General features: G+C 39.9%; 10 protein-coding genes. 8 read left to right on the plus strand and 2 right to left on the minus strand.

Annotation, left to right across the window (positions count from 1 at the left end):
* The 7 genes from DW096_RS14945 to DW096_RS14975 all read left to right on the plus strand — a co-directional run.
* Nucleotides 1-1,157, plus strand: a 1,157-nt coding sequence (locus tag DW096_RS14945; RefSeq protein WP_147401833.1) for a RagB/SusD family nutrient uptake outer membrane protein, incomplete at its 5' end; no start/stop codon positions are given.
* A gap of 83 nt (nucleotides 1,158-1,240) precedes the next feature.
* Entirely contained in the window at nucleotides 1,241-2,437 is a 1,197-nt protein-coding gene (locus tag DW096_RS14950; protein ID WP_034533021.1) for a sialidase family protein, read from the plus strand.
* A 15-nt stretch (nucleotides 2,438-2,452) separates the two neighbouring features.
* Nucleotides 2,453-3,643 (plus strand): glycoside hydrolase family 172 protein, encoded by a 1,191-nt coding sequence (locus DW096_RS14955; protein ID WP_005823641.1) that lies wholly within the window; start codon nucleotides 2,453-2,455, stop codon nucleotides 3,641-3,643.
* A 37-nt stretch (nucleotides 3,644-3,680) separates the two neighbouring features.
* Complete coding sequence (locus tag DW096_RS14960; protein WP_120028806.1) at nucleotides 3,681-6,290, plus strand: glycoside hydrolase family 3 N-terminal domain-containing protein; 2,610 nt, start codon at nucleotides 3,681-3,683, stop codon at nucleotides 6,288-6,290.
* Entirely contained in the window at nucleotides 6,283-8,100 is a 1,818-nt protein-coding gene (locus DW096_RS14965; RefSeq protein ID WP_005823636.1) for a family 20 glycosylhydrolase, read from the plus strand. The genes DW096_RS14960 and DW096_RS14965 overlap by 8 nt, the downstream gene beginning before the upstream one ends.
* Before the next feature lie 25 nt (nucleotides 8,101-8,125).
* A complete protein-coding gene (locus DW096_RS14970; protein WP_008665489.1) occupies nucleotides 8,126-10,681 on the plus strand; it encodes a GH116 family glycosyl hydrolase in 2,556 nt (851 codons plus the stop codon).
* 191 nt (nucleotides 10,682-10,872) lie between these two features.
* The gene (locus DW096_RS14975) at nucleotides 10,873-11,238 is read left to right on the plus strand and encodes a hypothetical protein (protein WP_005823632.1); all 366 of its coding nucleotides are present in this window, start codon (nucleotides 10,873-10,875) and stop codon (nucleotides 11,236-11,238) included.
* A 95-nt stretch (nucleotides 11,239-11,333) separates the two neighbouring features.
* Here the strand turns inward: DW096_RS14975 and DW096_RS14980 are convergent, their stop codons facing one another.
* Entirely contained in the window at nucleotides 11,334-12,488 is a 1,155-nt protein-coding gene (locus tag DW096_RS14980; protein WP_008665488.1) for an acyltransferase, read from the minus strand.
* A gap of 100 nt (nucleotides 12,489-12,588) precedes the next feature.
* Nucleotides 12,589-13,152: a Crp/Fnr family transcriptional regulator gene (locus DW096_RS14985; RefSeq protein WP_005823628.1), complete on the minus strand. Its 564-nt coding sequence runs from the start codon at nucleotides 13,150-13,152 to the stop codon at nucleotides 12,589-12,591.
* Nucleotides 13,153-13,325: 173 nt separating this feature from the next.
* On the opposite strand from DW096_RS14985, the gene DW096_RS14990 reads away from it, so the two are divergent.
* Nucleotides 13,326-13,622, plus strand: coding sequence for a hypothetical protein (locus DW096_RS14990; RefSeq protein ID WP_005823625.1), 297 nt, complete (start codon nucleotides 13,326-13,328; stop codon nucleotides 13,620-13,622).
* Nucleotides 13,623-13,670: the final 48 nt, after the last annotated feature.

Here is a 13,670-nt window from a genome sequence, read left to right on the forward strand (position 1 = left end):
GCAAGAAGGACGCTGAAGAGCTTAGTTGCGGATTTGAGGATAACGAGACTTCCCGCAATAAAATGTTGGCTCAAGCTTATACAATGAGGGCTTTCATGTATTTTGTGATGACTCGTACATGGGGGGATTTGATAATCCATACAGATCCTATTGAAAACACAAATTCAGAAGTCCTTTATAAAGAAAGAAGACCCCAAACGGAAGTTTTCCAACTGATAAAAGATGATTTGGAGAAAGCTTTGTCTTTATATCCGGATGACAATTTCGGTGATCAAAGAGCTATGTGGTCAAAACCGGCAACATTGGCTTTGAAAGCTGAAGTATATCTTTGGAGTGGAAAAAAAATGAATGGTGGAAGCAGTGATATTGAAACTGCATTAAATGCTTTGAATTCAATTAAAACGGATAAGCTTCGTTTACAGCCGGATTTTGCTGATGTATTTGCTTATGATAATAAGGGTAATGATGAAATCTTGATGAGTGTTAGATTTCAGGATTTGGAATCTGGTATTAACTATTTCAGATATATGTGGATACATGCGAGTGCTGTTCCTGGAGATGCTCCTCAAGAGGTAAAGGATATAGTTTATCCGATAGGGCCGGGACAAGGTATTATAGTAGCTTCGGACGAGTATAGAAAGCAATATACAGAAGATGATACTCGAAAAAATGCTTCTTTTCTTGAGATTTATTCTAAAGATCAGGAAACTGGAGAAAATAAATTTTATGTTAGTGTAGTATTAAAAGGTAAAGGCTTGGTGCGAGATGGTGATCGTATTTTTGCAGATGATATCATATTGTACCGTTATGCTGATATTTTATTAATGAAGGCTGAGGCTAAAAATGCTTTGGGACAAGATCCTTCTGCAGAAATTAATGAGGTCAGGAAACGTGCATATAAAGACAAGTATGAAGAGCATATTTATGTGAATAGCACAAAAGAGGCGAATGATGCAGCTATCTTGAAAGAAAGACTTTTAGAATTGGCTTTTGAAGGTAAAAGGTGGTGGGATTTGGTACGTTTTGACAAAGCCTTTGATTTGGTTCCTTCTTTGAGAGAGCATAAGGGGGAAGATTATATGATGCTGTTCCCCATTCCTTTGTCAACAATAAGCGTGGAGCCGAAAGTTACTCAAAATCCTGGTTGGGATAAATAAAGTATATTATTGAAATCTTTCCAATATGTTGTAACTTTACAGCATATTGGAAAGATTGATAAACGAACATAATAAAATTATATATGAAAAAGTCTATATTTCTCTTTTATTGTCTGCTTGTCCACTTGTGTTCTGCGACAACATTGTTTGCTCAACAGAATGACGTTTTGATACCAGGTGTCAAGAAAATAAAGGATGTAATAATATATAAGGATACCATGTTTTACTCCGCTTTTCCTTCAGCTGTAAAATTATCGAATGGAGAGATACTGGTATCGTTCAGAAGAGCTCCAGACCGTAAAGTCTTTAAGGAGAAGAAGAATAATCATTTGGACCCGAATAGTTATCTGGTAGTAGTGAGATCCAAAGATGGCGAACATTGGACCAAGGAACCGGAACTGCTTTATGCCCATCCGTTTGGAGGCTCACAAGATCCATGTTTGTTGAAGTTGAAAGATGGAACACTGCTATGTGCTAGTTATTTGTGGACATTTATTCGTCCGGATGGTTTAGCTGTTCTTAAGAAACCGTTCGTACAGAATACAGACGCTGTTTTTGCAGGAGGATATTTGCTCCGTTCTTATGATGATGGTAGAACTTGGAATGATTTGATTATACCTTGTAGCGTTCCGTCTGAAATAAATTATAGTGGATTGGGAGGTAAATTGCCGGCTTATAATCGTGGCGCTTTGTATGAAGGAAAAGATGGACGTATTTTTTGGGCAGTAGTAGCTTCTGATACAGAAGCTTTAAGAAATACGTCGGTCTATTTGCTTATATCCAAAGATAAAGGAAAAACATGGGAATACGGTACGAAAATTGCTAAAGATAAAAAGGTCTCGTTTAATGAGACTTCCATGTATGAAACGCCTAATGGGGATTTGATTGCTTTTATGCGTTCGGAAGCGTTTGGTGACCAAGCTTGTATTGCACGGTCCATAGATGGTGGGAAAACATTTGGTGAATGGAAAAGTATGGGGTTCAAAGGACATCCTCTCCAGGCAATGAGGCTGCCAGACAATAGAGTTTTGTTGACATATGGTTATCGTCATGAACCTTGTGGAGTTAGAGCCAGAATTCTTAATGCAGAATGTACAGATTATGCCACGGCTCCTGAGATTATCATAAGAGATGATGCGGATGATGGAGATGTCGGATATACATGGGCTGTACAGCTGGATGAGAAGAGGGTATTGGTGGTATACTATATAAACTTTGACAGAGCCAAAGGTACTAGACATATACAAGGCTCTATTTTAGAGATTGAACCGCAAGGATAATTGTTAATACATAATATGATGAAGAGAAAACAAATTCCGGGCAATATGGATTCCAGCCCTCAAAAGATGTCTCGTCGTAAAGCATTGGCTACTATGGCAGGGGCCGTAGGATTGGCAGCATTACCTGGTGTAGGGCATGCATTGAATCCCATCAAGAAAGAACGGAGAGACATTCAAACCTCTGCTTTTACATCTATCCATACTATGCGTAACGCTGTATCTCGTCAGTTTACGACTTTTGACTTGAATACTAAGATTAAAGCCCATTTGGTTGGACCGGGTGAGAAATCTGTACTGGTAGATCACACTTCTCCTGGTGTAATTACCCGTATGTGGTTTACTATTAATGGTTGGTTTTGGGAAAATTGGGATTTAAGTAAGGAGCGGTGGCCTGATCCTACTATTTTGAAAATGCTGATTTTGCGTATTTATTGGGATGGTGAGGACTATCCTTCTGTAGAATGTCCGATTGGTGACTTCTTTGGTATAGGGCATTGTGAATATAAGCATTATATGTCCAAATATATAGGTATGTCCAGTGGAGGTTTCTATTGTTATTTTCCGATGCCATTTAAAAAGGTAAGGATAGAAGTGGAAAATCTTCATCACCGTTTGACTACAAGCGTTTTCTTAAATGCCAATTATGATCAATTGGAGAGTTTACCTGAGGGTATGGGACGATTCCATTGTTTATATAATGCTGGTACCAATCCTGGTTATGAACCATTAACCATATTGCAGACTAAAGGACATGGACATTTTATTGGCTGTTCCTTGTCCATGCAGAGTTGGCTTCCAAACTACTTGGGATATTTGGAAGCACCCGAGTTTATTTATATCGATACGGAAGACAAAAGTGTACCGACTATAGTTGGTTCTGGACTTGAAGATTATTTTAATGGTGGCTGGTATTTTAGGGAAGGTGAATTCTGTGGAGAGTTGCATGGAGTTCCTATAAAGGATCCGCTCCGTTCGATGGTGAGTATGTATCGTTATCATGAGCAAGATGCAATCTGTTTCAATGAAAGTTTTATTTTTGATTTTATAAATCCCCGTAAACCGGAGCAGACCCGGCCCTTTAAATTCTCTTCGGCGGCTTTCTGGTATCAAGACAAAGCTGTACCTCTGGCGTTCAAATTACCAGAGAAAGAAAAGTTGGTTGATTGGTATAGAATGCGTGATACAGACCATCAAGCTATACCATAAGATTGATATTTATATTTACTTTTTGAATTACTGAAATATGTTACTTGAAGATAGGATTTTGAAAAAATGGTTATTACCTTTTATATTGTCGGTTCTTATTGCCGTAGATTCCATGGCTCAATGCATTCCGGTGTACAAGGATTCTAGTATGTCTGTTGAACGACGGGTTACAGATTTATTGGGCAGAATGACATTACGAGAAAAAATAGCACAATTAAGTCATTTGCATGGTTATCAATTATACAATGGTCAAGAGGTGGATTACCAAAAATTAAGAGATGCAGCTGGTGATATTAGTTACGGCTGTATTGAGGGATTCAATCTTACTGGTGAAAATGTGCGGAAAGCATTTCATGCAATTCAGAAATATATGGTTGAAGAGACACGCTTGGGAATCCCAGTTTTTACAGTAACTGAGTCTTTACATGGCTCGGTACATGATGGTTCTACCATTTTTCCTCAATCTGTAGCCGTTGGTAGTACTTTTAATTTAGATTTGGCTTATCAGATGACTAAAGCAATTGCTACAGAATTAAGGTCCCAAGGGGTAATTCAGACTCTTTCACCAGGATTGGATGTTGTTCGGGATTTGCGATGGGGGCGTGTTGAGGAATCGTTTGGTGAAGATCCTTGGCTAGTGGGACAGATGGGGATTGCACAAGTGAAAGGTTATATTGACGGAGGAATATCTCCAATGTTGAAACCTTTTGGACCGGGAGGAGCTCCTTTGGGAGGGCTGAACTTGGCTTCAGTTGAGAGTGGAGAACGGGATATACGTAATATCCATATCAAGCCGTATGAGATGGCTGTTCGGAATACGGAAGTGAAGGCGGTGATGACCTCCTATAATTCTTGGAATGGCATCCCTAATTCTGCTTCTTCTTATTTACTGACGAATATTTTACGCAATGAATGGGGATTCAAAGGATATGTATATTCCGATTGGGGGGCAGTGGCTATGTTGAAGGATTTTCAGCATACAGCTAAGGATGATAGTGAAGCGGCTATCCAAGCCTTGACTGCGGGGGTGGACTTGGAAGCTTCCAGTAATTGCTATTGGGCTTTGGAGCAATCGATAGAGCAAGGCAGGTTTGATGAAAAATATGTGGATTTGGCTGTTGGACGTATCTTACGTGTTAAATTTGAATTAGGATTGTTCGAGAATCCATATCAGGGCGCTGACATGCCGGGAGTAGCCATGCGTACTAAAGAAGCGGTGGAGCTATCGCGCAGAGTGGCTGATGAATCGATTGTTTTATTGAAGAATGAAAATACTCTTTTACCCTTAAATTTGAATAAAATAAAATCATTAGCAGTGATTGGGCCGAATGCTAATCAAGTACAGTTCGGGGATTATACATGGAGCCGGAGTAATAAAGATGGGGTTACTCCACTTGAAGGCCTAAAGAAACGGGTTGGAAATAAGATAAAAATAAATTATGCGGCAGGATGTGATCTTATTACAGATAATAAATCCGGATTTGATGAAGCTGTAGCTGCTGTAAAAGCGAGTGACATGGCTGTTGTATTTGTTGGTTCTTCTAGTGCTTCACTGGCACGTGACTATTCAGATGCTACATGTGGGGAGGGGTTTGACCTCTCTTCTCTGGATCTGACAGGTGTACAAGAAGAATTGGTGGAAGAAATCTATGCAATAGGAAAACCTGTTATAGTTGTATTGGTTACAGGTAAGCCTTTTTCTATTTCTTGGATAAAAGAACATATTCCAGCCATAGTTGTACAATGGTACGGTGGTGAGAAAGCTGGAGATGCAATAGCTGATATGTTATTGGGAAATATTAATCCTTCAGCCAAACTTCCATTCTCGTTTCCGCAGAGCGTAGGACATTTACCGGTTTTTTATAATCATTTGCCAACGGACAAAGGATTCTATCGTCGTCCTGGTAGACCAAATGAACCTGGACGTGATTATGTTTTTTCTTCACCAGCTCCGTTATGGTCTTTTGGGCATGGATTGAGTTATACTACATTTGAGTATTTGAATGCTCATTATTCTGCAGAGTTATTACATCCATCTGATACCTTGATTGTCAGTGTATCTTTGAAGAATACGGGTAGTGTAGCGGGAAAGGAGGTAGTACAGCTTTATGTTCGAGATGTGGTCAGTTCGGTTGTGACTCCAGTCAAGCAACTGAAGGCATTCTCAAAACCATTCTTACAACCAGGCGAAATGCAGACAGTTGTTTTGAAGCTACCAATACAAGAATTGGCCTTATATGATTTGAGCATGAAAAAAGTAGTAGAAGAAGGGGAGTATGAAATACAGATAGGAACAGCCTCAGATGATATCAGATTACGAAGGACAATCTTTGTTGGCAGACAGCCGGTGACTAGTAATAGTCTTGGTCATAACGACTTCTGCATGGATGAAATTGTGAAGAATCCAGGAAGAAAGATAAAGGTTGCTGGTTGTGTCAGAGATGTACAAGCAACCCCTATAAGTGGAATTGAAATCAAATCTAATTATTCTGGTAGAACGGTTATAAGTAAGGAAGGCGGAAGATATTCCATTCTGACTGTAGAAAACGATGTGCTAACGATTTCTGCCAAAGGATTCGAGACAGTAAATATCAAGGTGAATAAACAAAAGGATATAGATATAAAATTGAATTACAGTCATGATTAAACACGAAATCAGATGGGAATACATATTGGTAATATGTATTATTCTCGGTACGTTACCTTGTAATGCACAGTCAGTAATTCCTATGCCAAAAGAAATGGTGATGGGAGAAGGTTCTTGGGATGTATCTGCCGATACACGTATAAATTACAGTAATGATGCGCTTACCAAAACAGTCAGTCTCTTTAATAATTATTTAGATGGACGGTTTGGGGTGACTTTGAAGAAAGGATCGAAAGGAAAGAATGCCATTCATTTGCAGATAGACAAGAAAATGCCTTTAGAGGCATATTCATTAGTTGTGGATGATAAGGGAGTAACAATCAAGGGAAGTGAAGCTGGAATATTTTATGGAATTCAGACATTGCAGCAGTTACTTGTTGATAAGGGAAATGGATGCATACAGCTTCCGTATATTATGATAAATGATGAACCCCGTTTTGGTTATCGTGGTTTGATGTTGGATGTTGCACGTTATTTTTACTCAGTGGAATATGTAAAAGAGTATATAGATTTAATGGCTCGTTATAAAATAAATAGATTCCATTGGCATTTGACAGAAGATGCCGGGTGGCGTATTGAAATAAAAAAGTATCCAGAATTGACCAAAATTGGGGCATGGCGTAATAGTACTCAGTGGGGGCATAATCCGACAGAACAAGATCGTATTCCACATGGAGGATTCTATACTCAGGAGCAGATTAAGGAGATTATCCAATATGCGGCAGATAGGTACATCACTATTGTTCCGGAGATCGATTTACCAGGACATACAATGTCTGTTTTAGCTACATATCCGGAGCTGTCTTGCACGGGCGGACCATTTCGGATACCGGAAACTTGGGGTATTAAGGAGGAAGTTCTTTGTCTCGGTAATGATAAAACCTATCGGTTTGTAGAAGATGTTTTATCTGAGGTGATAGATTTGTTTCCCGGTGAGTATATTCATATAGGCGGTGATGAGGCACCTAAAAGACGTTGGAAAGAATGTCCGAAGTGTCAACGACGCATTAAGGAAAATAAATTGAAAGATGAACATGAATTACAAAGTTACTTCATCCATCATTTGGATGAATTTGTAACGGGGAAGGGGCGAAAAATCATTGGTTGGGATGAAATCTTAGAAGGTGGTCTGGCACCGAATGCTGCTGTAATGAGCTGGAGAGGAGAAAACGGTGGAATTGCTGCAGCGGGAATGGGGCATAAAGTGGTGATGGCTCCCAATAACTATATGTATATTGATTATTATCAGAGTGAGGATTATACTAATGAGCCTTTAAATATAGGAGGACTGGTTACGTTGGAACATATCTACAGCTATGAACCTTATACGCCTAAGCTTACAAAAGAGCAATGCGGTTATATAATGGGGGTACAAGCTAATGTTTGGGGAGAATTTATACATCATCCTGATAAAGTGAACTATATGGCATATCCTCGGGCTATGGCCCTTTCAGAAATAGGTTGGTCACCTGCGGAAAAGAAGAATTATGCAGATTTCCGTGAAAGATTAGCGGGATGTTTGGCTGAACTGGATAGACAAGGGGTTACTTTCCGTATTCCCGAACCGATTGGTTGGGATAAAGCTATTGTTAGAGGCGGTAACGCGATAGTGGATTTGAAGCCGTCAGTAGAGGGTGCTGATATATATTATACCACAGATGGTACCGATCCTCGTTTATATGGAAAACTCTATACGGATACATTGCAGTTACCTTTATCTTTCAGTGGAGTAAATATAAAATGTTATCTCCGCCTTTCTTCCGGTAGAAGTAGTGCTGTTTATACAGTTGTAGCTCCTGATACAAAATAAAAAAATGATAATAAATACAGTATTTATGACGAAATATTTATTAATATGTCTGGTAGTTTGTGCACTGATTTTTCAAGGGTGCTGGCATCATGAGAGTGCGGTTGAACGTGGCTATAATGAGAAGTATATAGGTGAATATACGCGTAAAATAGCTTTCCCTATAGGAGGTATAGGCACGGGCATGTTCTGTATTGAAGGAACAGGAGCATTGAGTAATATGTCTATACGTCATAGACCGAATGTTTTCAATGAACCAACGATGTTTGCTGCAATTCATGTGAAAGGTTATGAGTATGGTACACGCATTCTGGAAGGGCCGGTTCCAGAATGGAAAAAATTTGGTGCTCCTAATTCCAGCCGTGGAGACGGCGGCTCATGGGGAATGCCCCGGTTTAAGGAGTATAGTTTCCAGTCACGTTTCCCTTTTGCGGAGGTAGAGTTGGCAGATCAGAATGTCCCTATAGATGTGAAACTGGTTGCCTGGAATCCATTTATACCAACGGATGAAGATAATTCAAGTCTACCGGTTGCTGGGTTTGAATATGAGTTTCATAATACCAGTAATGAGGAAGTACAAGCCGTCTTTTCATATAATAGTATGAATTTTATGCAAACTCCGGGTAGAGGTAAAGCGTATATAGATGCAGCAAAGAATGGATTCATTCTAAGACAGACAGGCACAGAGAATGAACCTTTCTGTCAAGGTGATTTTATGATTTATACTGACAATCCCCAGACGGTAGTTAATCATAACTGGTTTCGTGGAGGTTGGTTCGACCCATTGAGCATTTGTTGGGATAACTTGGAAGAGGGCAGAATGGAAGAGAATCCAGCAGGCTTGGAAGGAGCAGTGGGAGCTTCGTTATATGTGCCGTTTACTTTAGCACCTGGTGAGACTCGTAATATAAGGTTGTACATGGCTTGGCATGTCCCTTATTCACAAGAACGAATAGGTGGAATCCCACGTACAGATACTGATATCCCTGATGCACCAGTTTGTCCAGATGAATTGAGTAACTGTTATACTTATGAGAATAATTTTGAAGGGAATTACCGCCCTTGGTATAGCAGTAGGTTTGGCAGTATACAAGATGTTGCAAACTACTGGTTGGATAATTATGATGCATTGAAAAAGAATACTCAGTTGTTCACTGATGCTTTCTATGATTCTACTCTTCCACCTGAAGTTAAGGAGGCTGTTGCTGCTAATTTGAGTATATTGAAATCTACTACAGTACTTCGCCAATACGATGGGCGTATGTGGAATTGGGAGGGAAGTCATGATAATTGGGGCTCTTGTCATGGTTCATGCACGCATGTTTGGAATTATGCGCAAGCTGTATCTCATCTTTTCCCAAAATTAGAACGTACATTACGTGAAACAGAATTTTTTGTGAGCCAGGATAAAAGGGGACATCAAGTGTTCCGTACGAATCTGCCTATCAGTCCTACTGTCCATGATTTTCATTCGGCGGCAGATGGGCAATTAGGAGGTATAATGAAGGTATATCGTGAATGGAGAATTATGGGTGATATAAATTGGCTGAAGATGATGTATCCAGCTGTGAAGAAAAGTATGGATTATTGTATCCGTACTTGGGATCCGAGAGAGGTTGGAGCTGTTGAAGAACCTCACCATAATACGTATGATATAGAGTTTTGGGGCGCGAATGGGATGATTACCAGTTTTTATGTAGGAGCATTACAAGCTATTTGCTTGATGGGTAAAACGGTAGGCGATGATATTTCCCGTTATGAAGAATTGATGAATAAAAGTAAAGCATATTTGGAGAGCAAACTTTTTGATGGAGAGTATTTTATTCAGAACATTCAATGGACTGGATTGGACGCTCCAGACCCAGTTGATGCCCAATCGTTTGTGACCCATTATACGCCAGAAGCTTTAAAAATCCTACAAGAAGAAGGTCCGAAATATCAGTATGGTAAAGGTTGTTTGTCTGACGGAATATTGGGCTCTTGGATGACATTGGTATGTGGAATGCCGGAGGTGGTCGATCGTCTGAAAGTAAAAAGTCATTTGATTTCTGTCCATAAGTATAACTTTAAAAAGAGCTTAAGTAACCATGTCAACCCTCAACGTTCCACCTTTGCATTGGGAGAGGATGGGGGATTATTACTTTGTACCTGGCCGAAAGGTGGTAAGCTAAAATTGCCTTTTGTATACAGTAACGAAGTGTGGACTGGAATTGAATATCAAGTGGCTGCTCATCTTATGTTTGAAGGAGAAGTGGAAAAAGGGCTTGAAATAGTGAGAACTTGCCGTGATCGTTATAATGGTCGTGTTCGTAATCCGTTTAATGAATATGAGTGTGGAGCATGGTATGCTCGTGCAATGGCCAGTTATGCTATGCTAGAAGGCCTTACGGGAATACGCTATGATGCAGTAGACAAAATTTTGTATATAGATTCGCGGATTGGAGATGATTTCACTTCATTCTTGTCTACGGAAACGGGTTTTGGTAATGTTGGACTTAAGGAAGGAAAGCCGTTTATAGATGTGAAATATGGGGTAATAGATGTACAGAAATGTATCGTTTCCGGTAAGGAAATTCAATTATAGTTTGGATAAGGTTCTTGATTATATACAAATTGTGAAATTTGTAGTATTGTAAGATTTACATGTATAGATTAGATGGTTTTATGAGAGTTCTGTGGGGCTGTGATTGTTCCACAGAACTATTTTTATGTTATTTGCAGATTTTTGCAACCAAACTTCATCTTTCTGCGTCTAATAAATAAAAAGAGGAGATTATGAATATGAAAATGAATTTTTCTATGGACGAGATTCGTCTTAAAGTAGAGGAGTATATAAAGAAAGGTAGTCGGGCAGCTGGTCGTCCCGTACTGACAGCTTATTATGTCCTGACTGCTGATTCTACTCCAGAGAGTGAAAGGACAAATATCATGATTGCTTTGGTGGCCATTGTGTTTCCTGCCGGTATAGAAGACCTCTTGGGACAAGTCTTTATGGTAGGGAAGGGATTTGCTGCAATCTATGCTTATAAGAAAATGAAGAAATACATCACTCCACAGATAAAGGATAAGGTAGAGGCAAAATTGGATGAGTGGTTCCATGAGAATGTGATGGAAGTAGTGGAACCGCTTTATCTGGAATAACAGTTCGCCACAAAGATCATACTGATTTGCGCAGATTGAATTTATATCGGGAATTTGTATCTGTGCGAATCAGCATAATCTCCGTGACGGACTGTTTATTGTTTTTTGCTCAAGAAGCGTCTGGCCAGATATTTCCGTACCGGTTCATCATAGAATTTTAAGCATAGATAAGCCAATAATATGTTCCATGCGTAAACACACAAGGCAACCTGCCAAGTCTGCTCCAACGTGAAGAGCTGGTTCTTGATGAGCCATGCATAGAACAAGTACATAAATGGATAATGTATCACATAGACTGGATAGGATATATCTCCCAGGAACTTGCATATCTGGGTCGATTTTTTATCCGTTGTGGTACCGGAAGCTCCTAACCAGACGAGAACCGGAAAAGCGATGATTACACAGAACGCTTCATAAATGCCATTTGTACAGACCGGTGTTGCACCTTCCAAGTAGGGCACTGAAAACAAGGTAACCAATGCAATGGCACATATCCAGAAAGCACCTTTCACCTTGATAGGCTTGAAGTTGCGCGACAAAAGCATGCCCATGGAGAAAGGAAAAAGCATCCTCAGCAATCCGCCGCCAAAGTTTATTCCGTCCAGTGTCCAGCCTACCCCCATATTTCCGTATCCGGAGATGTCGAAAATGGCGAATGATGCCAATGCCACTCCCAGCAATATTGTCAGTACGGCAAGGGCTTTGTTTGATAAGCGGTGGATAAACAAGGCATAAAGGATGTTGCCTAAATATTCAAAAAACAAGGACCAGCATGGACCATTCAAAGGAAACATTTCGCCATTACCACGGACTTCATAACCTGCACCTGGCATTGCGGGAATAAAAAATATAGTGCAAAGAAGGGACAGCATAATCATGGAGAGGGCAATATGTGTTCCGTCCCATTGTACGCATCCTTGAAGACAGAAAGTAATGGCACCCAGGACAGCTCCCATAATGACCATCGGATGGAGACGTATCAGGCGCCGTTTAAAGAAGTTTTTCATTGTGAGGTTCCTGCCCCAACGGTCGTCATAAGCATACCCGATAACGAATCCCGATAGTATAAAGAAGAAATCTACAGCTAAATAGCCGTGGTTGAAGGTTTCGATAATGCTACCACCGGCAAAAGCATAGCCTTCGAATATATGATACCATATAACCATCAAGGCTGCTACGCCACGGAGCCCGTCGAGAAGGTCATAATGTGCTTTGGTGTCTGAAAAGGCAGAAGATGAAATGTGCGACATCTGTTTTTTTTCTGTTGTTTGGTTAATGTTTTCGGATCTCAAAGATACGCCATGCGAAGCGAAGTTCTTTTGCTTAAAAGCAAAAAAGAACGGCAATCTTCTATTTTTTTGCGCGTACCCGGCTGAGAGTATAGATGGAAATACCCAGGAAGGCTGCCACATATTTTAGCTTCACCCGATTTATCAGTCTGGGGTAACGGCGGTTAAATTGTTCATACCGCTCTTTGGGAGGCAGTTGGAGCCTTTCCACAAACATATGACTGAGCTCTTTGTTTACGTTCTGATGCAGTATTCTGCCCCAGTTGGCTATATCAATATATGTTTCGTAGAGAGCATTTAACTTGTCTATGTGGATGACGTAGATTTTGCAGTCCGAAAGAGTTTCAATGCTTTCTACTGACGGCTGCTGATAGTACAGTGAATCCATTCCGAAGGTTACATCACCTTCCTGGCTGAACCAAGTGGTGGTATCTTGTCCGTCGTGATGAAATACGGAACGGGTGACCCCTTCCTCAATGAAATAAACCAAACGGTCTGTCACTCCTGCTTGTACTATATAAGTTCCTTTAGGGTAGTGTCTTACCTGCATATTCATCAGCAATGCCTGAAGAGCTTCTTCGGAAACCGGATAAATCTGCCTGATTTTATGAATGATGTTGTTCATTGGAGGGGAGCTTTTTATTCGTTTACAAACTTACATAATTTTATTAACTAAAACTGAACTTTGATATACAAATGTGTGCGTTGCCTTATAAGCGTTTATGGTATAATGGAATTTTTCTTGTAAAAGAGATGTTTGTTCTTTGAATATTGTATCTTTGTAGAAAACGGTAGCCTATGAATAAAATATTGGTAACATTATTGGCTCTAATCGGAGGCAGCTGCATTTCATTCGCACAGATGGAGACTGGAAGAGTTTCCGATACAGCTGAGGATACATTGAGAATAGAAAATGAAATTGTCGCTGTTGATACCGGATTTTACCAGTCAGTAGTCCGCTATGATACGGTGCGCTATAATTTGAAAATGCAGAGTGTTTACAAAAAGGCTTTTCAACTAAAGAATGATGTTTTTGTGGAAAAGATGAAAGAGCCGTGGTTAGATGATATTCTCAGAAATATCTTATTTAAATAACCATGAATTTGTGCTTTGCGTCATTCGGTTGACTTCCTGGTTTAACTC

Source organism: Bacteroides sp. AM07-18, from assembly GCF_003602695.1.
Classification (GTDB): Bacteria; Bacteroidota; Bacteroidia; order Bacteroidales; family Bacteroidaceae; genus Bacteroides; species Bacteroides uniformis.